This is a genomic window from Caulobacter sp. CCG-8, assembly GCF_037402475.1.
In the GTDB taxonomy this organism is placed as follows: Bacteria; Pseudomonadota; Alphaproteobacteria; order Caulobacterales; family Caulobacteraceae; genus Caulobacter.
Map to the genome: position 1 here is coordinate 338586 of NZ_JBBEUD010000001.1, position 20156 is coordinate 358741.

Sequence of the window (20156 nt, forward strand, 5' to 3'; positions counted from 1 at the left end):
CGAAGACCGCCTTCTCGCCCCACGTACCATTTAGGGACAATGCTGCGTCGCGGCAAAGCAAGTCCTGTTTCCGATTGTTACCTCCCTAGCGACTTGTTTTTCATGGCTTTTTTGGCCGATCAGCGGTCATTATTTTGTCGTATTGCGCAGCTTGCTCCGCGAGCCGGGCCGCTCCGGCGCAATCTTCCGCCCCCTGCCCTGGCCTAGGCGGCACGTCCTCGCTAGGCTCGGGCCGCTTTTCGGCGTCACCATCTCCCGGATCCCGTTTCGATGACCAAGACCTTGCGCATAGCCGCCTCCGCCCTTGCCGTGTCCCTTGGGGCCCTGTCCCTGGCCGCCTTCGCCGTCGCGCCCGCCGCGCTGGCCGCCGACGCCGGCCGAGGCTTCACCGCCAAGGACATGGTGCAGCTGGAGCGGATCAGCGATCCGCGCGTGGCGCCGGACGGCCGCTTCGTGGTCTACAGCGTACGGACGATGGACCTGCCGGCCAACAAGGCCGCCATGTCGCTGTGGATCGCCGACCTGAAGGCCAAGATGGCCCCGCGCCGGCTGGCCGTCTCGGACGGCGGCGCGAGCAGCCCGCGCTGGTCGCCGGACGGCAAGGCGATCTACTTCGTCTCGGGACGGACGGGCGGCCTGGATCAGGTCTACCGCACCGATACGGCCGGCGAGACCGCCGTCCAGGTGACCAAGGCCCCGTTCGACGTCGGCGCCTTCAAGATCGCGCCCGACGGCAAGACCATCGTCATCGCGCAAGCCGTGTTCCCCGACTGCGCCACCCTGGACTGCACCAAGGACCGGCTGGCCGCCAAGGGCGCGCAGAAGACCACCGGCGTGGTGTTCGACAAGCTGTTCATCCGCCACTGGGACCAGTGGAACGACGGGCTGCAGAACCACCTCTACGCCCTGAAGCTGGACGACCAGGGCCTGGCGACCGGCGAGCCCGTCGCCCTGATGAACGGCTTCAACGGCGACACCCCGACCAAGCCGTTCGGCGGCGACGAGGACTTCGTCATCACGCCCGACGGCAAGTCGGTGATCTTCTCGGCCAAGCCGGCCGACCGCGAGGAATCGTGGAGCACCAACTACGACCTGTGGCGCGCACCGCTGGACGGCTCGGCCGCCCCGGTCAACGAGACGACGGCCAACAAGGCCATGGACTCCCAGCCCACCGTCTCGCCGGACGGCAAGGCCGTGGCCTGGCTGGCCATGAAGCGCCCGGGCTTCGAGGCCGACCGCTACGCGATCATGGTCCGCGAGGGCGATACGGTGCGCGAGCTGAGCCCCGCCTGGGACCGCTCGGCCCAGTCGATCACCTGGAGCGCCGACGGCAAGACGATCTACACGACCGCCGAGGACATCGGGCAGACCAAGCTGTTCGCCGTCGATGTCAAGAGCGGCAAGGTCTCGCCCCTGACCGGCGAAGGCCATGTCAGCGCCCTCAGCCTGGGCGGCGGGACCCTGGTCTACGCCCAGGACAACCTGAAGGGCCCGGCCCAGCTGTACGCCCTGTCGACCGGCAAGAAGGCCGGCGCGCCGATCAAGCTGACCGACAACAACGCCCAGGCCCTGGCCGGCGTGGCCATGGGCGAGGCCGAGCAGTTCAGCTTCCCCGGCTGGAACGGCGAGACCGTGCACGGCTACCTGGTGAAGCCCGCCAACTTCGATCCGGCCAAGAAGTATCCCGTGGCCTTCCTGATCCACGGCGGCCCGCAAGGCAGCTTCGGCAACCTCTTCCACTACCGCTGGAACGCCCAGACCTACGCCGGCGCCGGCTACGCCGTGGTGATGATCGATTTCCACGGCTCGACCGGCTACGGCCAGGCCTTCACCGACGCCATCAGCCAGCACTGGGGCGATCGCCCGCTGGAGGACCTGCAGAAGGGCTGGGCCTTCGCCACGTCCAAGTACGGCTTCCTGGACAAGGACCGCGCCTGCGCCCTGGGCGGCTCGTACGGCGGCTTCATGATCAACTGGATCGCCAGCCAGTGGAAGGAGCCGTGGAAGTGCCTGGTCGACCACGACGGCATCTTCGACAGCCGCTTCATGGGCTACTCCACCGAGGAGCTTTGGTTCAGCGAGTGGGAGAACGGCGGCCCGCCCTTCCAGGCCGGCACGACCTATTCGAAGTTCAACCCGGCCGACCACGTCGACCAGTGGAGCGTGCCGACCCTGGTCGTCCAGGGCGGCCAGGATTTCCGCGTGCCGCTGGAAGAAGGCATCGGCACGTTCACCGCCCTGCAGCGCAAGGGCGTCCCCAGCAAGCTGCTGTATTTCCCGAACGAGAACCACTGGGTCCTGAAGGCCCAGAACTCGGTGCAATGGCACGACGAAGTGCAGAAGTGGCTCGATCAATGGACCAAGGGCGAGCCCGCCAAGTAATACGCTTATAAATTGCAGCCATTCACCCCTTCCGTTAGTTTGACGACGGAAGGGGCGCTCATGTTCCACCTGTTTCGCGCGATCTCGAACCGGCTGACGCTGCATTCACGACTGGGGGGACGCTATGCGGAGGCCCGGATCCTGGCCGCCGAGCTGGACCTCGACCTCACCGAGATCGCCCTGCGCCACGGCAACCAGGGCTATGCCGAAGGCGGCACGGCCGAGGGCAACAGCCAGGCCGAGCAGGAAGAGAAGTTCAAGCGCCTGACCGAGGGCTTCAGGAGCCCCTATCCCAGCGAACAGATCGCCGCCGCCGTCGACCTGCGCAAATGGATGGTCCGCGACTACGGGCTGGAGCGGCTGAAGTGGTTCGTGCCGCAGCTGCGCGAGCGCTACGTGCAGGCCGTCGGTCCCAAGAACGTCAAGCTCGACCACCTGGTCTTCTGCGCCGAGGACGCCAGTCGCGACGAACTGGAGGCCGAGGCCCTGAGCCTGCTGGAGCGGCTGAAACTGCTCTACACGCTGAGCAGCGAGCGCGAGGTGCTGACCGGCCGCATGCGGCGCTGGGCCCTGGGCCTGCTGTGCTGGCTTTTCCTGGCGCTGATGGTCACCCGGGTCCTGCCCAACATCACCCCGCCCGGCTCCCTGCGCGAGTCGGTGACGGTGATCTCCAACTTCTCGCTGATCGCCTTCGTCGGCGCGGCCGGGGCCATGGTCTCGGTGCTGCGGCGCACGGAGTCGGCCATGGCCTCGGCCTCGTCCGAGATCGACCCCGTGCGCCAGGTCAGCGCGCTGAGCCAGGGCCTGACGGCGGTGTTCATCGCCGCCTTCGTGGGCATGTCGGTGTCGTTCGTGCTGGTGGCCTTCTTCGCCAGCGGCCTGGTGCAGAACGGCGACATCGTCGGCAAGGGTGCGGCGACGCTGTTCCCGCAGATCGTGCCCTGCCGCTACGACTGCCCGATCACCCTGGTCAATCGCGGCATGATGTTCGCGGCCGCCATCGACGCGGCCAAGATGATGGTCTGGGCGTTCATCGGCGGCTTTTCCGAGCAGTTGGTGCCGGATGTGCTGGACCGCCTGACCAAGGCCGCGCGCCAGCCGAAGAAGCCGTCGGAAGCGGCTTGAGGCCGGGGACATGCCCTTGCGGCGTGTCCCCAAGACTTGGCTCCGCGGATGCTGATGGGGACACGCCGCAAGGGCATGTCCCCGGCTCTAGACCCTTCCCGTCGCCACCGCCCAGGTCAGGCGCAGCTGGGTCTCGAACGGGCTCAGCTCACGTTCGCCCGTCTGGGCCTTCGCCAGGGCCGCCGGCGCGGCGGCGGGGAACGCGGCGATCGGCAGGGCCTTGAGGGCGCCTCGAGCCTTGCCCAGCGCCGCGTCCACGCGACGGCGCACGTCGCCTTGCGTCCAGTCGGCCGGCAGGCGCTGGACCCCTGCCCGCTTCAGTCGCCACAGGCCCGCCAGGCCGTAGGCCCGGGCGGCCTCCTGCACCGCGTGGGGGTCGGCCTTCGGGTCCAGCCGCCAGGCGGCCAGCATCGTCACCGCCCCGGCCGTGGCGTCGAGATAGGCCAGGACCTGGGCCTCGGTCTCGAACGGCGCGGCGTCCAGGTCGGCCATGCGGGCCTCGGCCATCTCGGCCAGGGCGCTCAGGGGATAGCCGGCGGCCACCACGGCCTCGACCGTGGGGTGACGGCGCGCCGGCTGGCCGGCGGCGATCTCGTCCATGGCCTCGCGCCACCAGGTCAGGCGGATCTCGCCCATCAGGGCGTTGCTGACCCCGCCGGCCACCCGGGCCAGCTCGTAGTTGAAGGCGTAGAGCGCGATCACGTCGGCCCGCGCCTTGGGATCGGCGATGAACCGGCTGGCCAGCCAGCGGTCGGGGTCCACCCGGCGCACCAGGGCGTCCAGGTCGGTGTCCGGCGCGTTGTTGCGGTGGGTGACGTCCAACGTAGTCATGGGCGTGGTCATGGGCGCGGCTTATGCGCTGCATCGCCCAAAAGCAAAAGGCCCGCCGAACCGGCGGGCCTTTCCTTGGATGTCGTCATCCCGGCGAAGGCCGGGATCAGCCGAACAGCGTCTGGTACATCGTCATGCAGGCCAGCATCGGGATGCTGAGCAGCGTGTTGATGCGCGAGAACAGCATGGCCATCTTGGCGGCCTTGGCCTTGGTGTCCGCATCGGCCTCGACGATGCCGAGGGCGCGCTTCTGGTTCGGCCAGATCACGCCCCAGACGTTGATGAACATGATCGTCGCCAGCCACATGCCCAGGCCGATGAAGGTGAAGCCCATGTCGGTCCCGCGCTCGTAGCCGTTCCACAGGCCCAGGGTCGCGGCCTCGGCGAAGTAGCCGCGCGCCACGGCCAGGATCACGCCCATCACCCAGGTCGCCAGAGCGGCCCAGCGGAACCAGAACAGCGCCTCGGGCGCGATGTACTTGGAGACGGCCGGCTTCAGCTCGGCCGGGATCTGCGGCATGACGCGGATCTGGACGAAGTTGAAATAATACAGCAGCCCGATCCACAGGATGCCGAAGAACACGTGCAGCAGGCGGAAGATCGCCTGGAAATAGGCCCCGTCGAAGCCCTGCGGGCTGTGGCCGAAGCCGAACACCACGACCAGCGCCAGGATGACGCTGACGATGATGGTGTTGCGGAAGTTGGAAAGAAGACTGGTCATGTCGTGGCCCCCTAATGCCCCTGCTTGCGCTCAGGTATAGGGCGCCGCGCAGAGTCGGCAAATAGACGGGCGGTTGGCCGTCTAGACCGCGATCAGGGCCGCCGCCATCCGCCGGCCTTCGCTGGCCAGGACGTTGTAGGTGCGGGCCGCGGCCTCGGTGCTCATGAACTCCAGGCCCACGCCCGCCGCCTTCAGAGCGTCGCGCACGAGGCGCGGCGGCAGGGCGTTGACCAGGCCCACGCCCAGCAGTACGAACTCCACCGCCCCGCCCGCCGCGAAGACCTCGGCGAAGTCCTCGGGCGTCAGGGCGGCCAGGCTGGCGGCCGACCAGGCGCGCGGCTGATCGTCGAGGATCAGCAGCGAACCGGGCCGCCATTCGCCGGAGACGCGGAAACCGCCGCCGCCCCAGGCGTCGATCGATGGCGGCTGGCGCAGCATCAGGGCCGGGTGCCGGCGCCGAGCTTGATCGGCGTGGCTTCCTCGTCGCCCCGCTTGACGCCCCAGACCAGGATCAGCGGCAGGGCGATGTAGATCGACGAATAGGTGCCGATGATGATGCCGAAGGTCATGGTGAAGACCAGCGGGAACAGCACCGGGCCGCCGAACACCATGGTGCCGCCCAGGGCCAGCAGCGCCGTCGAGCCGGTGATGATCGTCCGCGACAGACGCTCGTTCTCCGACAGGTCGATGATGTCGCGCAGCGGCGTGGTCTTGTACTTGCGCAGGTTCTCCTTGAGACGGTCGAAGGTGATGACCTTCTCGTTCATGGAGTAGCCGATCACCGTCAGCAGGGCGGCGATCGAGGTCATCGAGAACTCGATCTGCATCACCGACAGCAGGCCCAGCGTCAGGATGATGTCGTGGAACACCGCGATGACGGCGCCGACGCCGAACTGCCACTGGAAGCGGAACCAGATGTAGCCCAGCATCAGCAGCAGGGCGATGCCCAGGGCCTTGAAGCCCGAGCCCAGCAGCTCGCCCGACACCTTGGCGCCGATGACCGACGGGGCCGGCATGGTCATGGTCGGGAAGTGCGCGACCAGCTTCTGCTTGATCTCGGCGGCCTCGGCGTTGGCGTCCTGGCCGGCTTCCGGGAGGAAGCGGATCATGGCGGAGTTGGGAGAGCCGAAGCCCTGGACCTGGGCGTCGTGAACGCCGATGCGGCCCAGTTCGGTGCGCAGTTCGGCCAGGGGGATCGGCGTGGGCATGCGCGCTTCCATGGCGATGCCGCCCTTGAAGTCGATGCCCAGGTTCAGACCCTGGGTGAAGAACGAGACGCACGAACCCAGGATCAGCAGGGCCGACAGGCCGGCGGCGATCGGGGCCCACTTCACGAAGCGGAAGTGGGTCTCGCGGGGGATCAGGCGGATAAGGGGCCAAGCCATGATGGGAACCTAAGCGATCGGCAGCTTCTTCGGCTTGGCGGCCTTGAACCACCAGCCGATGAGCACTTGAGTGATGATGATGGCGGTGAACACCGAGGTGAACACGCCGATCGACAGGGTCCAGGCGAAGCCCTTGATGGGGCCGGAGCCGAACCCGAACATGATCGCCGCGGAGATCAGGCTGGTGATGTTGGCGTCCATGATCGAGACCATGGCCCGTCGGAAGCCGGTGTCGGCCGCCGACATCGGCGACCTCCCGGCCGCCGCCTCGTCCCGCATCCGTTCGTAGATCAGCACGTTGGCGTCGACCGCGACCGCCAGGGTCAGGATCAGGCCGGCGATGCCGGGGAACGTCAGGGTGGCCTGGGTCATCGACATGATGCCGATGATCAGCAGCACGTTCACGACCAGGGCCAGGGCGGCGAAGATGCCGAACAGGCCGTAGGCCAGGATGATGAACACGAACATCGCCGCCGCGCCGATGGCCAGCGAGATGGCGCCGGCCTTGACGGCGTCGGCGCCCAGCTCGGCCCCGACCGTGCGCTGCTCTTCCAGGTTCAGCTTGGCGGGCAGAGCGCCCGAGCGCAGCAGCAGGGCGAGCTCGGCGGCGCTTTCCGGCGTGAAGTTGCCGGTGATGATGCCCGAACCGCCCGGCAGGGGCTGGTTGATGCGCGGGTCGGAGATGTACTTGCCGTCCAGCACGATGGCGAAGCGCTTGCCGACGTTGCGGGTGGTGGCGTCGCCGAACTTGCGGGCGCCCGAGCCGCCGAAGCGGAAGGCGACCACGGCCTGGCCGCTCTGGTTGTCGAACTCCTGGTTCGCCGTCACCAGGTCCTCGCCGGTCACCAGGGCGCGCTTGGCGACCGGGATCGGCGGGGCGCCGGGCTGGGTGCCCGGGATGACCACGACGCCGGGCGGGATGCGGCCGGCGATCATGTCTTCCTGCGAGACCGTCTCGTCGACCATCTGGAAGGTCAGCTTGGCGGTCTGGCCGATCACGGCCTGCAGGCGCGCCGGGTCGCTTTCGCCGGCCGCCTGGATGACGATCCGGTTGCTGCCCTGACGGGTGATCGTGGGCTCCTTGGTGCCCAGGGCGTCGATCCGGCGGCGGATCGTCTCGATGGACTGGTCCACGGCCTTGGCGGCGTCGGCCTTGGCGGCCTCGGGCACGAAGCTCAGCTCCAGCCGGCCGTCGCCCTTGTTGCTGACGCTGGTGTCGCGACCGCCGATGGCGCCGGCCAGAGGCCCGCCGATCGAGCGGCGCAGCAGGCTGACCGCCTGGTCCACCTTGGCCGGATCGGTGATGCGGACCCGCACGATCCCGCCGGACTCACCCAGCTCGCCGAACTCGATCTGGTCGTTGCGCAGCGTGGTGCGGACGTCCTCGACCATGTTGGTCAGGCGTTCCTTGCGCAGCGCGTCGGTGTCGACCTCGTACAGCAGGTATGACCCGCCTTGCAGGTCGAGACCCAGGTTCAGCTTCTGGTGGGGAACCCAGCCGGGAAGCGCGTCGAGCGTCTTCTGCGGCAGCAGGTTCGGCAGGGTGAAGACGATGCCGAAGATCACCGACAGGATGACGGCGGTGACTTTCCAGCGGGAGAGGGTCAGCATGGATTACAGGCTCTGGACGACGCCTTTCGGCGCCTCGTTACGGCGCGAAAGGTGATCAGCTCTTGGGATCGTTGGCCGGGGCCGGTTCGCCCTTGGCGCGGATCTCGGCGATCATGCTCTTGACCACCTTCACGGTCACGCCTTGGGCGATCTCGACGCCGACCTCGGTCTCCTCGACCCGGACGACCTTGCCCAGCATGCCGTTCGACAGCACGACGTTGTCGCCGCGCTTGACGGCGGCGATGGCGGCGGCGTGCTGCTTGGCGCGCTGCTGCTGCGGACGGATCAGCATGAAGTAGAAGAGCACGACCATCAGGATGATGGGCGCGATCTGGATCAGTTGGGCTTGCAGTCCACCGGACATGTCGTCTCCAAGAATTCTAGCCAGCGTCCCGCCGCACATGGGGGTCCCGCCAAGTCGGCGGAAGCTATGCGTTCACCTCCGCTTTTGCAATGACAGCGAGGTGGGGTTAGGAGGCAACACATGACCGAAGCCGCCCTCCCCTTGCTCGCCCGCATCGCCGACGCCTTGGAGCGCCTTGCCCCGGCCCCTCCGGCCGCCCCCGCCTTCGACGGTGGCCGGCTGTTCCGGCATGATCCGAAGAGCGGTAGCTTCGTACCGGCTCCGGACTATCCGATGGCCCTGGACCTGCTGGTGGGCGTGGATCGGCAGAAGGACCGCTTCGTCGAGAATCTGCGCCGCTTCGCCGTCGGCCTGCCCTGCAACCACGTGCTGTTGTGGGGCGTGCGCGGCACGGGCAAGAGCTCGCTGACCAAGTCGGCCTTCATGGTGCTGGCCGGCGAACACCCGGCCCTGAAGCTGGTCGAGGTCGACCGCGACGAGGTCACCGCCCTGCCCGACCTGTTCGACGCCCTCCGCACGCGCGCCGAGCGCTTCGTGGTGCTGTGCGACGACCTGTCGTTCGAGGACGGCGCCGCGGCCGCCAAGGCGCTGAAGTCGGCCCTGGAGGGCGGCGTGGCCGGCCCGCCGGAGAACGTGCTGTTCGTGGCCACCTCGAACCGCCGCCACCTGATGCCGCGCGACCACGTCGAGACCCAGGGCGCCATCGCCGCCGCCGAGAACGCCGAGGAGGAGATGAGCGTCTCCGATCGCTTCGGCCTGTGGATCGGCTTCCCGCCCATGGACCAGCCCACCTACCTGGCGGCGATCCACGTCTATGCCGAGCGCTTCGGCCTGGAGGTCGAGAACCTGGAGCGCAGGGCCCTGCAGTGGTCGCAGCTGCGCGGCGCCCGCTCGGGCCGCGTGGCCTATCAGTTCATCCGTGACCTGGCCGGGGAGCTGGGCGTACACTTGCCGGCGTAAAACCGCTCTGGAGGCCCCTATGGGCAAGCCTTGGTTTCGCGTGAAGCGCTACGGATTCGGCGCTGGACTGCCTTGCAGCTGGGAAGGATGGGCGCTGGTGACCGGCTTCCTGGCCGTCGTCATCGCCAGCGCCATCGCCTTCAGCGAGCGCGACCTGAACCTGCATCTCGGCATCGTTCTCGCCTCGACGGCGATCGTGCTCGTCGTCAGCTGGCGCAAGAGCGACGGGCCGTGGAAGTGGCGCTGGGGTAACGAGTAGGCTCCCGTCCCTCCCCCTCGTGGGGAGGGTGGCCCTGGCGGAGCCAGGGTCGGGTGGGAGTTTCTGAGTCAGCAGGCCCCACCCGTCCGCTTCGCGTCCACCCTCCCCATAAAAGGGGAGGGAAAACACGTCTGACTATTTCGGCAGCACCAGGCCCGGATCGACCGGACGCGCCTTGTCCTTCGGGGTCGGCGCGTAGCGGACCTCGAAGTGCAGCTGCGGCTCGGTGACGCCGCCGGTCTGGCCGACCGCGCCCAGGGTCGCGCCCTGGGCCACCTGCTGGCGCATCTTGACCTCGGTGGTCGACAGGTGGGCGTAGGCCGTCACCCAGCCGTCGGCGTGCTTGACCAGCACCAGATTGCCGAAGCCCGGCACCTGGTTTCCGGCGTAGACCACCTCGCCCGCCGCGGCGGCGCGGACCGGCGTGCCCTGGGCCGCGCGGATGTTGACGCCGTCGTTGCGCTGGCCGGTGCCCTTGGGGCCGAAGTCCGAGATCGTCTCGCCCTGGATCGGCCACACGAAGCGGCCGCGGCCGGCGGCGGTGATCTCCGCCTCGGTCGGCGGCGGGCTGGAGCCGATGATCTGGCCCGACGACGGCGGCGGCGTCACCGGCTGGGCCGAGACCGGACCGCTGGGCGTGCGCGGATAGTTCGTGGCCGGCGGCGGCGTGTAGGGACGCGGCGCGGTCGGCAGCGGGGCCGGCGTGGTGTCGGCCGGCGGATTGTAGCTGGGCGCCGGCGTGGTCGGACGCGGGGCGGCCGGGGTCGTCGTCACCGTGGTCTTCAGCGGGCCCTTGTCCTTGTAGCCGGACGGCAGGCGGATCTTCTGGCCCTTCTTCAGCGTGGCCGAGACCTTGAGGTTGTTCTCTTCCGCCAGGGCGGCCGGCTTGACGTTGAAGCGCTTGGCGATGTTGGTCAGGGTGTCGCCGCTGTTGGCGACATAGGCCTTGGCCGTGGTCTCCGGGCCCTTCAGCTTCTGGCCCGGGTGGATCGTGTACGGGGCCTTGAGCTTGTTGTCCTTGACCAGATCCTCGCGGGTGGTGTCCAGGCCGCGGGCGATGGCGTCGATCGCGTCGCCCGACTTGACGGTATAGATGCGGCGCGGACCGGCCACCTCGACCACCGAACCGGTGACGCTGACCGTCGTGGTGGTGACCGGACGGGCGGCGGGCGCCTCGTCCTCGACCTGACGCTCGGGGGCGGCGGGCGGCGGACGCCAGTCGGAATTGGCGCTCGAGGTCGGGGTGCGGGCGGGGGTCGCGCCGATCGGCGCCGAAGACGCGCTGGAAGGCGGCGCGGCCTGCATGACCGTGGTCTTGCTGGGGCCCTTGTCCTTGTAGCCGTCCGGCAGGCGCAGCTTCTGGCCCTTCTTGATCGAAGAGCCGGTGCTCAGGTCGTTCTCCTCGGCCAGGGCGGCCGCCGAGACCGAGAAGCGCTTGGCGATGGCGAACATCGTGTCGCCGGTCTGGACGATATAGGCCTTGGCGTCCTTGGCGTCCGGGCCCTGCAGCACCTGGCCCGGATGGATCCGGTACGGCGACTTCAGGTCGTTGTCCTTGGCCAGTTGGGCGCGGCTGGTGCCCAGGTTGCGGGCGATGGCGTCGATGTTGTCGCCGGCCTTGACCTTGTAGGTCTTGGGCGGGCCGGCGATCGTCACGACCGGGCCGGCCACGGTGGTCACCACCACGGGCCGCGGCGCGGGCGCGGGTCGATATTCAGCGGCCGGAGGCGGCGGGGGTGGCGGCGGAGGCGCGGGTTCGGCGGCGGGCGGCGCCAGCGACTGGCTGGACACGCCGACATGGCCGGCCGGGGCCGAGAAGCTGGGCGCGGGCTCGTCGGCCGTCGACGGCGTCGAAGGCCCTTCCGGCTGCTGGTCGGCGACGGGCGCCTTGACGACCGGGAAGTTCGGCGTCGGCGCCTCGCCCCGGATCGGATACTGCGCGCCGCCCGTGCTTTCGCAGGCCGCGAGGGTTCCAGCCGTCAGGGCGATCACCGCCGCGCGCGTCCACAACTGCCTCATAGCCTCTCCTCTGCCTCGCGAGGCTCCAGACGCCGTCACGAGGGTAAACCAACCATTAAACATCTCGCGTCGCTTCCGGAACCCGGCGCCGCCGTCCCGCACTACTCGCGGGCGACGCCATCCAGGATCGGGACGAAACGCACGTCGCACAGGACTTCAACGGTGAAGCCCCCCTTTCCGTCGCCGGCGTAGCGGCGAAGGCTCTGCACCGGCCCCTTCCCCACCGGCGCGACGAGCACGCCCTGGGGCTTGAGCTGCGAAAGCAGAGTTTCCGGCTCATCCTGCGCCGCGGCGGTGACCAGAATGCGGTCAAACGGCGCCTGTTTGGGCCAGCCTTCCCACCCGTCCCCGAATTTGGTGATGACGTTGGTCAGGCCCAGCACCGCGAAGCGGGCCTCGGCCTCCTTCATCAGGGTCCGGTAGCGCTCGATCGTGTAGACCAGCCGCGAGACGCGGCTGAGGACGGCGGTCTGGTAGCCCGAGCCGGTGCCGATCTCCAGCACCCGGCAGCGCGGCTCCAGGGTCAGGGCCTGTGTCATCAGGCCGACGATGAACGGCTGGCTGATGGTCTGGCCGCAGGCGATCGGCAGGGCCGAGTCCTCCCACGACCGCTCCTTGAACAGGTCGGGCGTGAACAGGTCGCGCGGGGTCTTCTCGATGGCGCTCAGCACGGCCGGGTCGGTGACGCCCTGGGCGCGCAGGGCGGCCATCAGCGCCTTCAGGCGGGCCTCGGGCGTATCGCTCTTGGCCTGGGCCATCACGTGACGGGCTCCAGCTTAGGCGGCGCGCCGCCCAGAACGCCCTTCATGGCCGCCACGGTCTGGTTGTGCGTCAGGTCGATATGCAGCGGGGTGACCGAGATGCGCCCCTCGTAGACGGCCTTCAGATCGGTGCCCTCCGCCGGCGTGGACGGCTTGAGCACGAAGCCGGTCCAGTAGTAGTCGCGACCCCGCAGGTCGGTCCGCTTCTCCATGCTCCGCATGTGCGAGTCGCGGAAGCCCTGGCGGGTGACTTCCACCTGGGCGACGCTTTCCGGGGCAAGCGCCGGGAAGTTGACGTTCATGATGACGTCCTTCGGCCAGCCGATCTCCAGCAGCCGCCGGACGATGCCCGGCCCGAAGTGCTCGGCCGTCTCCCAATGGGCCACGACCTCGTCGTGGAAATAGGTCATGGCCTGGGACAGGGCGATCGACGGGATCCCCAGGGCCATGCCCTCGATGGCGCCGGCCACCGTGCCCGACAGGGTGACGTCCTCGGCCAGGTTCTGGCCGCGGTTGACGCCCGACAGCACCAGGTCCGGCGCGGGGCCCTCGATCAGCTGCTGGACGGCCATGGCCACGCAGTCGGTGGGCGTGCCCTCGACGGCGAAGCGGCGCGGGTCGATGCGGCGCACGCGGATCGGGTCAGACAGGGTCAGGGCCCGGCCGGCGCCCGACTGCTCGTACTCCGGGGCCACGATCCAGATGTCGTCCGACAGGGCGCGGGCGATGCGCTCCAGGCTCTCGAGCCCGGGGGCGTGGATACCGTCGTCGTTGGTGAGGAGGATCCTCACGCCGCGCCCCCGATGTGGGTCACCCCGCCCATATAGGGCACGAGCACGGTCGGGATGGTGATGCGGCCCGTCTCGTCCTGGTAGTTCTCCAGGACGGCCACCAGGGTGCGGCCGACGGCCAGGCCCGAGCCGTTCAGGGTGTGCACGTAGTGCGTGCCCTTCTCGCCGGCCTTCTTCCAGCGGGCGTCCATGCGGCGGGCCTGGAAGTCTCCGCAGTTCGAGCACGAACTGATCTCGCGATAGGTGTTCTGCGAGGGCAGCCAGACTTCCAGGTCGTAGGTCTTCTTCGCGCCGAAGCCCATGTCGCCGGTGCACAGCAGCATGGTGCGGAACGGCAGCTCCAGGGCCTTCAGCACCGCCTCGGCGCACTGGACCATGCGCTCGTGCTCGGCCTCGGACTGGTCGGGCGTGGTGATCGAGACCAGCTCGACCTTCTGGAACTGGTGCTGGCGGATCATGCCGCGGGTGTCGCGGCCGCTGGCGCCGGCTTCGGAGCGGAAGCAATGGGTCAGGGCCGTCAGCCGCAGCGGCAGCTCGGCCTCGTCGGTGATCTGCTCGCGCACGAGGTTGGTCAGCGAGACCTCGGCGGTGGGGATCAGCCAGTGGTCGCCGGTGGTGCGGAACAGGTCCTCGGCGAACTTGGGAAGCTGGCCCGTGCCGAACAGCGCCTCGTCCTTGACCAGGACCGGCGGGCTGATCTCGGCATAGCCGTTCTGCACCGTCTGCAGGTCCAGCATGAACTGGCCCAGGGCGCGCTCCAGCCGGGCGATCTGGTTCTTCAGCACCACGAAGCGCGCGCCGCTCATGCGGGCGGCGGCCTCGAAGTCCATGCCGCCCAGGGCCGCGCCCAGGTCGACGTGGTCCTTTGGATTGTTCAGGCGGCCGGCCGGCAGCTTGGCGGCGTCGCCCCAGCGGCGGACCTCGACATTGCCCGCCTCGTCCTCGCCCTTGGGGACCTCGGGCGCGGGGATGTTGGGCAGGCTGGCCAGCAGGTCCTTCAGATGACCGCCGACCAGGGCTTCTTCCTCGCCGGCGGCCGCCATGACGCCCTTCAGCGCCTCGACCTCGGCCATCAGGCGCGCGGCCTCGGCCTCGTCCTTCTTGGCCTTGGCCTGGCCGATCAGCTTGGAGCTCTCGTTGCGCTTGGCTTGGGCTTCCTGCAGGGCGGTCTGGGCCGCGCGCAGCTGGGCGTCCAGCTTGACCGCCTCGGCGGCCGCACCCGACCGGCCCTTCGCCGACCAGACGGCGTCGAAGGCTTCGGGATTGTCGCGGATGGCCTTGATGTCGTGCATCGGAACGCTCGAGGGAGAAGTCGTTAAGAACGGACCTCTCTAAGGCGCGTCGGCGGGGGCGCCAACCTTTTCGGGAGCCGCCGCGCCGCCATCGCCCGGCCATCAACCGACCGTGATCGCGCCGCGCTCATTTTGGGGCTCGACGTCTTCGCCAGGTGCAGGCATAGATTCATCAGGCAAGAACATTCCAAAGTCATTTCTAGGCGTGGCGAGATGTCGCGGCCGAAAATGCATGGATAACGGCGATTAATGTCGTTCCTCCATTGCCTATTAATCCCAGGATGAAAAACAGCGCGCCACTTGAAGCACTCGTGTTTGTTTTCGAAAATCCTGGAGCCTCCCCATGAAGAAGATCGCTATTCTGGCCGCTGTCGCCGCCGTGTCGGCCGCCGCCGTTCCCGCCAGCGCCGCCCAACTGATCCGCATCTCGCTGGTCGACAAGTCGACCGCCCAGATCGACGCCGAAATCCGCGCCGCCGCCCAGGCCGTCTGCACCGACCGCAAGGCCGTCGTCTCGGACGAGTGCGTGACCGGCGCGATCGGCGCCGCCAATCGCCAGCTGGCCGCCATCGCCAAGGCCCGCGCCACCAAGACCGTCGCCCCGCGCCAGGACCTGACCGTCGTCCGCGTCTCGCTGAAAGGCAAGTCGGCCGACCAGATCGACGCCGACATCAAGCTGGCCGCCCAGACGGTCTGCAAGGCCACCAACGGCGTCAGCAGCATGGCCGACTACCGCGCCTGCGTCGGCTACGCCGTCCGCTCAGCCAAGGCCCAGCTGCAGGCCGCGACCGTCGCGAGCCGCCAGGACGCGTAAGCGCCTGAGCCCTTCCCTTTCCCCTTGCGGGAGAGGGTGGTCCCGGCGAAAGCCGGGGTCGGGTGAGGGGTCGAAAGACAGAAAAGCCGCGACCAGCCTCAAGGCCGGACGCGGCTTTTGCTTTGGAGAGACGCTGAGGCGAAGCCTAGACCGCGACCACGTCCTTGGTCTGCTCGCGTTCGTCCTTGGCCTTGCGGCGCTCGATCAGCCACACGCACCAGATCGAGATCTCGTAGAGCAGGCACATCGGGATGGCCAAGGTCATCTGGCTGATCGGGTCGGGCGGGGTCAGGATGGCCGCGGCGATGAACACGCCGACGATGGCGTAGCGGCGGCCGTCGCGCAGCAGCTTGCTCGACACGATGCCCGCCATGCCCAGCAGCGAGACCACGACCGGCAGCTGGAAGCACAGGCCGAAGGCCAGCAGCAGGGTCGTCACCAGGGTCAGGTAGTCGCTGACCTTGGGCAGCAGCTGGATCGAGATACCGGCGGTGCTGATCTGCTGGCTCAGCGAGAACCACAGCACGAACGGCAGCATCACATAATAGACCAGGGCCGCGCCCAGCACGAACATCACCGGCGAGGCGATCAGGAACGGCAGGAAGGCGTGGCGCTCGTTCTTGTAGAGACCCGGCGCGACGAAGCGGTACAGCTGCCAGGCCAGCACCGGGAAGGTCAGGACCACGGCCCCGAACCCGGCCAGCTTCAGCTTGGTGAAGAAGAACTCGAGCGCCGCGGTGTAGACCAGGCCCAGGGCCTTGGTGTCGGTCGCCGGGATGTCCTTCAGGCCCAGCAGAGCCAGCAGCAGGTCGAACGGGCCGTGATGGCCGCCGGCGTGCTGGGCGGCCAGCAGCTTCTGGGCCACCGTGAACGGCTCGACCAGGAACAGGAAGATGCGGTCGGCGAAGGCGAAGCAGACGCCGAAGCCGATGAACAGCGCGACCACGCAGATGATCAGCCGCATGCGCAGCTCGATCAGGTGATCCATCAGCGGCGCGCGCGAGGCTTCGATCTCGTCTTCCGGATCGTGTCCGATGGCGTTGGTCACGAGGTGATGTCCGAATTGGTGTCGCCGGCCCCAGGGGCCGTCTTGGCCACGCGCTTGCGGGCGGGCTTGGTCGGGGCCGGGACCGACAGGTCGCCCTTGGCCGCGCGCTTGGCGGGCGACTTGGAGACGATCTCGGTCGCCTTGGGCTTGGCCGGGGCGCGGGGCTTCCGGGCCGGCTTGTCGACGATCTCGACCGCCGGCGCCGGGGTTTCGACCGTGGCGGTCAGCGGCTGGTAGGCGTCGTGCGGCGAGACCTTGACCGCGCCGCTGTTGAGGCCGGCGTCGATGTCGGCGAACACCTGGTCGACATTGGCGTCGGCGGCCTGGGCGGCGGCGTCGCGCATCGGGGCGGTGTACTGGCCCTCGCGCATGGCCTGGACCTCGCGGCGCAGCTCGTCGAGCTCCGACTGGCGGGCCATCTCGTCGAAGCTGGCGCGGAATTCGTTGGCCATGCCGCGGATCTTGCCGACGAACTGGCCGAGCTTGCGCAGCAGCACGGGCAAGTCCTTGGGACCGACCACGATCAGGGCGACCGCGGCGATGACCAGGAGTTCCGTTCCGCCGATATCAGGAAGCATGGACGCGCCTTAGAGCGAGCGGCCAGGCCGGGCTCGCGGAGTGAAACGACGGTCGCGCGCGCCCTCCCCTCGGAGACCACGCCGCGACGAATCTCCTACGACTTGCGCAGGTCTTCCTTCTCGGCGTCGGTGCGCGGCAGCGCGCCGGTGGCCTTGTTGGCGGCGACTTCGTCGGACGGATCGTCCTTCAGGCCGTCCTTGAAGGCTTTGATGCCCTTGGCCGCGTCGCCCATGATGCCGGACAGCTTGCCGCGCCCGCCAAACAGCAGGGCCACGACCGCGATCACGATCACCCAGTGGATCCAGCTCATGCTACCCATGACGACGATGCTCCTTGCGACAGCGCGCCCATTAGCCGCTGCGGCGTGTCGTTACAATATCTCTGACAATATAGGCGGTCGCGAGGCGGTGGGCAAAGCGTCGCCGGACGATAAGCCGCCGCCCGCGACGATGTGCGCAAACCCTACCGCCCTTCCAGGTCTCCCAGGAAATCCTGAGCGAATTCCGGGGCCTCGTCGCCGTCCTCCAGCGGGTCCTCGTCCTCGCCCGCGCGCAGGCCCATCGGGTCGGGCACGGAGAAGCCCGGCGGCAGGTCCAGGGCCAGCAGGCCGGCGGCCCGCATCTCGGCGATTCCCGGCAGGTCGCCCAGGGTCGCCAGGCCGTAGTGCTCGAGGAAGGCGTCGGTGGTGCCGAAGGTCACAGGGCGGCCCGGCGTGCGGCGACGGCCGCGCATCTTGACCAGGCCCAGCTCCAGCAGGACGTCCAGCGTGCCCCGGCTGGCCTGGACGCCGCGCACCGCCTCGATCTCGGCCCGGGTGACCGGCTGGTGGTAGGCGATGATGGCCAGGGTCTCCTGGGCGGCCTTGGACAGGCGGCGCGGCTCCTCGCGCTCCTCGGTCATCAGGAACGACAGGTCGGTCGCCGTCTGGAACCGCCAGCGGCCGGCCACCTGGACCAGTTCGATGCCCCGTCCGGCGTAGCGCGCCTCCAGGTCGGCCAGGCCCATGGCGATGTCGGCCCCCTCGGGCAGGCGCTTGGCCAGGTCCTCGGCGCTCAGCGGCTCGGCCGCCGCGAACAGCAGGGCCTCGATGCAGTGTTCGGTGAACAGCGGGTCTTGGGTCGTCAAGCGATCGGCTCCAGCGGCTCGGCCCGCGTGCGCAGGTAGATGTCCGAGAAGTGCTCCATCTGCCGCGCCTCCAGGATGCCCTCCTTCACCAGCTCCAGGCTGGCCGACAGGGTCGAGGCCAGGTAGCTGGCGGGACTGGGCCCTTCGGGGTCCTCTTCCCAGCGGTCGACCGGCGCCACGCCCGACAGGGTGGTCCAGTCCTTCATCTCCGGCAGCAGATCGCGCAGGCGGTCGCGGGCGTCCTCCAGCGGATAGGCCTGGGGCGGACGCGGGGCGTAGTGGCGGCCGTGCTCGCGCTTGCGCTGGGTGATGTAGGCGGTCATCAGGGCGTAGAGGTCGCCCTCGAAGCGGGTCGAGGAGACGATCTTCACCGCCTCGGGATCGCCGCGCATGAAGACGTCGCGCTGGAGGATCGGACGCTCCTTCAGGGCCTCGACGGCCTTGCGCATCACGTCCAGCTTGGCCAGGCGGAAGGCCAGCTGGGCGGCCATCTCCTCGGCGGGCGGCTCCTCGGCCTTGGGGCGCTCGGGCTTGGGCAGCAGCAGGCGCGACTTGAGGTAGGCCAGCCAGGCGGCCATCACCAGATAGTCGGCGGCCAGCGAGAAGCGCACGCGTCGGGCCTGCTGGACGAAGGCCAGGTACTGCTCGGCCAGGCGGGTGATCGACAGCTGCAGCAGGTCGACCTTCTGGCTGCGCGCCAGGGCCAGCAGCACGTGCAGCGGGCCTTCGTAGCCGTCGATGTCGATGACCAGCGCGGCGCCGTCCTCGGCCGCCTCGTTGGCCGCTTCGAAGTCGAGCGTGGGCTGGAAGCCCGTGCTCACGCAAAGCGTCCGTCGAAAGCCGCATCGAAGCGGGCGCGGGCCTCGGCGACGTCGAAGGGCTCGGGAACCTTGACCAGGCGGCCCATGACGGCCTGGACGCGGCGCTTGGCCTCGCGCGACAGCTTGCCGACGCCCGACATCACGGCCTTCATCTCGGCCATGTCGCCGTTGCAGTGCAGGACCACGTCGCAGCCGGCCGACAGGCTGTCCTTGGCGCGCTGCTTGAAGTCGCCCGACAGCGCCTTCATCGACAGGTCGTCGCTCATCAGAAGTCCGTCGAAGCCGATGGATTCGCGGATGATCTTCTTGATCGCCTTACGCGACGTCGTGGCCGGGCGGTTGCGGTCGATGGCCGTGTAGACGACGTGGGCGGTCATCGCCATCGGCATGTCCGACAGCACGCGGAACGGCGCGAAGTCGCGGGCGTCCAGCTCGGCCAGCTTGGCCTTCACCACCGGCAGTTCCAGGTGGCTGTCGGCCATGGCGCGGCCGTGGCCGGGGATGTGCTTGATGATCGGCAGGACGCCGCCGGCCAGCAGGCCCTCGGCCGCCGCGCGGCCCAGGGTGGCCACCTGCTCGGGCGTATCGCCGTAGGCGCGGTCGCCGATGATCTCGTGGCCCTGCGGATCGGGCACGTCCAGCACCGGCACGCAGTCGACATTGATCCCCAGCGACAGCAGGTCGTGGGCGATCAGGCGGGCGCCCAGGCGGGTGATCTCGCGAGCCACAAGCGGATCGTTGGCGACCAGTTCGCCATAGGCGCGGCCGGGCGGGTACTTCTTCCAGTGCGGCTCGCCCAGGCGGGCGACGCGGCCGCCTTCCTGGTCGATCAGGATGGGCGCGTCGGGACGCCCCACCGTCTCGCGCAACGCCGCCGTCAGGGCCCGGACCTGGTTCGGGTCGGCGATGTTGCGCTTGAACAGGATGAAGCCCCACGGCTTCACGTCCCGGAAGAACGCGCCCTCTTCCGCCGTCAGGGTGGTCCCGGCGCAGCCGAGGATGGCGGCGGAGATGCTGGCCATGCGCCCTGCCCTCTTACTTCACGAAGCAGGATTTGCCGGCGGCGGTCAGGGCGTCGCAGAAGGCCTTGGCCTCGGCGCGGCTGGCGAAACCGGTGACGGCGGTGCGGTAGAGGGTGGTGCCGTTCTTGTCGATCGCCTCGACCCGCTTGCCCTTGCCCGCGGCCATGCCCGGCGCGATGCGGGCGGCGTCGGACCAGGCCTTGTCGGCCAGGGCGGTCGAGGACAGGGCGCCGATCTGCACGCTGG

22 protein-coding genes are annotated in these 20156 nt (G+C 68.9%); 5 read left to right on the plus strand and 17 right to left on the minus strand.

The genetic code is table 11. From position 1 onward, the window contains the following. Window positions 1-270: 270 nt before the first annotated feature. Both WAE60_RS01415 and WAE60_RS01420 read left to right on the plus strand, forming a co-directional pair. Window positions 271-2382, plus strand: a complete 2112-nt coding sequence (locus WAE60_RS01415) for a S9 family peptidase (protein WP_337684527.1) — start codon at window positions 271-273, stop codon at window positions 2380-2382. A 60-nt stretch (window positions 2383-2442) separates the two neighbouring features. After that, window positions 2443-3507, plus strand: a complete 1065-nt coding sequence (locus tag WAE60_RS01420) for a hypothetical protein (protein WP_029916515.1) — start codon at window positions 2443-2445, stop codon at window positions 3505-3507. An 87-nt stretch (window positions 3508-3594) separates the two neighbouring features. Here the strand turns inward: WAE60_RS01420 and WAE60_RS01425 are convergent, their stop codons facing one another. The 6 genes from WAE60_RS01425 to yajC form a co-directional block, all read right to left on the minus strand. Continuing rightward, a complete protein-coding gene (locus WAE60_RS01425; RefSeq protein WP_337684529.1) occupies window positions 3595-4350 on the minus strand; it encodes a squalene/phytoene synthase family protein in 756 nt (251 codons plus the stop codon). A gap of 94 nt (window positions 4351-4444) precedes the next feature. After that, window positions 4445-5059 carry a urate hydroxylase PuuD gene (locus tag WAE60_RS01430; RefSeq protein WP_029916518.1) on the minus strand — a complete coding sequence of 205 codons (615 nt, stop codon included), beginning with the start codon at window positions 5057-5059 and terminating at the stop codon, window positions 4445-4447. Between the two features lie 81 nt (window positions 5060-5140). Beyond that, window positions 5141-5494 carry an MTH938/NDUFAF3 family protein gene (locus WAE60_RS01435; RefSeq protein ID WP_337684553.1) on the minus strand — a complete coding sequence of 118 codons (354 nt, stop codon included), beginning with the start codon at window positions 5492-5494 and terminating at the stop codon, window positions 5141-5143. Between the two features lie 2 nt (window positions 5495-5496). Next, window positions 5497-6444, minus strand: coding sequence for a protein translocase subunit SecF (gene secF, locus WAE60_RS01440; RefSeq protein ID WP_029916522.1), 948 nt, complete (start codon window positions 6442-6444; stop codon window positions 5497-5499). A gap of 9 nt (window positions 6445-6453) precedes the next feature. After that, on the minus strand, window positions 6454-8055 hold the full coding sequence (gene secD, locus WAE60_RS01445; protein WP_337684530.1) for a protein translocase subunit SecD: 1602 nt from the start codon (window positions 8053-8055) through the stop codon (window positions 6454-6456). A gap of 55 nt (window positions 8056-8110) precedes the next feature. Beyond that, window positions 8111-8419: a preprotein translocase subunit YajC gene (gene yajC / locus WAE60_RS01450; RefSeq protein WP_029916526.1), complete on the minus strand. Its 309-nt coding sequence runs from the start codon at window positions 8417-8419 to the stop codon at window positions 8111-8113. A 120-nt stretch (window positions 8420-8539) separates the two neighbouring features. On the opposite strand from yajC, the gene WAE60_RS01455 reads away from it, so the two are divergent. Further along, window positions 8540-9379, plus strand: coding sequence for an ATP-binding protein (locus tag WAE60_RS01455; protein ID WP_337684532.1), 840 nt, complete (start codon window positions 8540-8542; stop codon window positions 9377-9379). 19 nt (window positions 9380-9398) lie between these two features. After that, on the plus strand, window positions 9399-9638 hold the full coding sequence (locus WAE60_RS01460) for a hypothetical protein (RefSeq protein ID WP_029916529.1): 240 nt from the start codon (window positions 9399-9401) through the stop codon (window positions 9636-9638). Window positions 9639-9773: 135 nt separating this feature from the next. On the opposite strand, the gene WAE60_RS01465 is transcribed toward WAE60_RS01460, so the two are convergent. The 4 genes from WAE60_RS01465 to serS form a co-directional block, all read right to left on the minus strand. Continuing rightward, window positions 9774-11657: a LysM peptidoglycan-binding domain-containing protein gene (locus tag WAE60_RS01465; RefSeq protein ID WP_337684536.1), complete on the minus strand. Its 1884-nt coding sequence runs from the start codon at window positions 11655-11657 to the stop codon at window positions 9774-9776. Window positions 11658-11758: 101 nt separating this feature from the next. Next, the gene (locus tag WAE60_RS01470; RefSeq protein ID WP_029916533.1) at window positions 11759-12415 is read right to left on the minus strand and encodes a protein-L-isoaspartate(D-aspartate) O-methyltransferase; all 657 of its coding nucleotides are present in this window, start codon (window positions 12413-12415) and stop codon (window positions 11759-11761) included. Next, entirely contained in the window at window positions 12415-13209 is a 795-nt protein-coding gene (surE, locus tag WAE60_RS01475; protein WP_337684538.1) for a 5'/3'-nucleotidase SurE, read from the minus strand. Before surE ends, WAE60_RS01470 begins: the two co-directional genes overlap by 1 nt. Next, window positions 13206-14501 (minus strand): serine--tRNA ligase, encoded by a 1296-nt coding sequence (gene serS / locus WAE60_RS01480; RefSeq protein ID WP_029916536.1) that lies wholly within the window; start codon window positions 14499-14501, stop codon window positions 13206-13208. The genes surE and serS overlap by 4 nt, the downstream gene beginning before the upstream one ends. A 343-nt stretch (window positions 14502-14844) precedes the next feature. On the opposite strand from serS, the gene WAE60_RS01485 reads away from it, so the two are divergent. Beyond that, window positions 14845-15315 carry a hypothetical protein gene (locus WAE60_RS01485; RefSeq protein ID WP_337684541.1) on the plus strand — a complete coding sequence of 157 codons (471 nt, stop codon included), beginning with the start codon at window positions 14845-14847 and terminating at the stop codon, window positions 15313-15315. A gap of 145 nt (window positions 15316-15460) precedes the next feature. On the opposite strand, the gene tatC is transcribed toward WAE60_RS01485, so the two are convergent. The 7 genes from tatC to WAE60_RS01520 all read right to left on the minus strand — a co-directional run. Then, window positions 15461-16363: a twin-arginine translocase subunit TatC gene (tatC, locus tag WAE60_RS01490; RefSeq protein ID WP_029916540.1), complete on the minus strand. Its 903-nt coding sequence runs from the start codon at window positions 16361-16363 to the stop codon at window positions 15461-15463. Then, complete coding sequence (tatB, locus tag WAE60_RS01495; protein ID WP_029916541.1) at window positions 16360-16941, minus strand: Sec-independent protein translocase protein TatB; 582 nt, start codon at window positions 16939-16941, stop codon at window positions 16360-16362. The genes tatC and tatB overlap by 4 nt, the downstream gene beginning before the upstream one ends. 95 nt (window positions 16942-17036) lie before the next feature. Next, window positions 17037-17261: a twin-arginine translocase TatA/TatE family subunit gene (locus WAE60_RS01500; RefSeq protein WP_029916543.1), complete on the minus strand. Its 225-nt coding sequence runs from the start codon at window positions 17259-17261 to the stop codon at window positions 17037-17039. 143 nt (window positions 17262-17404) lie between these two features. Beyond that, window positions 17405-18067: an SMC-Scp complex subunit ScpB gene (gene scpB, locus WAE60_RS01505; RefSeq protein ID WP_337684543.1), complete on the minus strand. Its 663-nt coding sequence runs from the start codon at window positions 18065-18067 to the stop codon at window positions 17405-17407. Then, on the minus strand, window positions 18064-18888 hold the full coding sequence (locus WAE60_RS01510) for a ScpA family protein (protein WP_029916547.1): 825 nt from the start codon (window positions 18886-18888) through the stop codon (window positions 18064-18066). The genes scpB and WAE60_RS01510 overlap by 4 nt, the downstream gene beginning before the upstream one ends. Continuing rightward, window positions 18885-19910, minus strand: coding sequence for a beta-N-acetylhexosaminidase (gene nagZ, locus WAE60_RS01515; RefSeq protein WP_337684544.1), 1026 nt, complete (start codon window positions 19908-19910; stop codon window positions 18885-18887). The genes WAE60_RS01510 and nagZ overlap by 4 nt, the downstream gene beginning before the upstream one ends. A gap of 13 nt (window positions 19911-19923) precedes the next feature. Next, a partial coding sequence (locus tag WAE60_RS01520) for an SPOR domain-containing protein (RefSeq protein WP_337684545.1) occupies window positions 19924-20156 on the minus strand: 233 nt, incomplete at its 5' end.

Bases quoted from the DNA above. Each gene is read 5' to 3' on its own strand.
- nagZ (WP_337684544.1), bottom strand. From the start codon at position 19,910: ATGGCCAGCATCTCCGCCGCCATCCTCGGCTGCGCCGGGACCACCCTG.
- WAE60_RS01455 (WP_337684532.1), top strand. From the start codon at position 8,540: ATGACCGAAGCCGCCCTCCCCTTGCTCGCCCGCATCGCCGACGCCTTG.
- WAE60_RS01460 (WP_029916529.1), top strand. From the start codon at position 9,399: ATGGGCAAGCCTTGGTTTCGCGTGAAGCGCTACGGATTCGGCGCTGGA.
- WAE60_RS01500 (WP_029916543.1), bottom strand. From the start codon at position 17,261: ATGGGTAGCATGAGCTGGATCCACTGGGTGATCGTGATCGCGGTCGTG.
- tatB (WP_029916541.1), bottom strand. From the start codon at position 16,941: ATGCTTCCTGATATCGGCGGAACGGAACTCCTGGTCATCGCCGCGGTC.
- WAE60_RS01425 (WP_337684529.1), bottom strand. From the start codon at position 4,350: ATGACCACGCCCATGACTACGTTGGACGTCACCCACCGCAACAACGCG.
- secF (WP_029916522.1), bottom strand. From the start codon at position 6,444: ATGGCTTGGCCCCTTATCCGCCTGATCCCCCGCGAGACCCACTTCCGC.
- WAE60_RS01430 (WP_029916518.1), bottom strand. From the start codon at position 5,059: ATGACCAGTCTTCTTTCCAACTTCCGCAACACCATCATCGTCAGCGTC.
- WAE60_RS01420 (WP_029916515.1), top strand. From the start codon at position 2,443: ATGTTCCACCTGTTTCGCGCGATCTCGAACCGGCTGACGCTGCATTCA.
- WAE60_RS01415 (WP_337684527.1), top strand. From the start codon at position 271: ATGACCAAGACCTTGCGCATAGCCGCCTCCGCCCTTGCCGTGTCCCTT.
- WAE60_RS01470 (WP_029916533.1), bottom strand. From the start codon at position 12,415: ATGGCCCAGGCCAAGAGCGATACGCCCGAGGCCCGCCTGAAGGCGCTG.
- WAE60_RS01465 (WP_337684536.1), bottom strand. From the start codon at position 11,657: ATGAGGCAGTTGTGGACGCGCGCGGCGGTGATCGCCCTGACGGCTGGA.
- WAE60_RS01485 (WP_337684541.1), top strand. From the start codon at position 14,845: ATGAAGAAGATCGCTATTCTGGCCGCTGTCGCCGCCGTGTCGGCCGCC.
- serS (WP_029916536.1), bottom strand. From the start codon at position 14,501: ATGCACGACATCAAGGCCATCCGCGACAATCCCGAAGCCTTCGACGCC.
- secD (WP_337684530.1), bottom strand. From the start codon at position 8,055: ATGCTGACCCTCTCCCGCTGGAAAGTCACCGCCGTCATCCTGTCGGTG.
- yajC (WP_029916526.1), bottom strand. From the start codon at position 8,419: ATGTCCGGTGGACTGCAAGCCCAACTGATCCAGATCGCGCCCATCATC.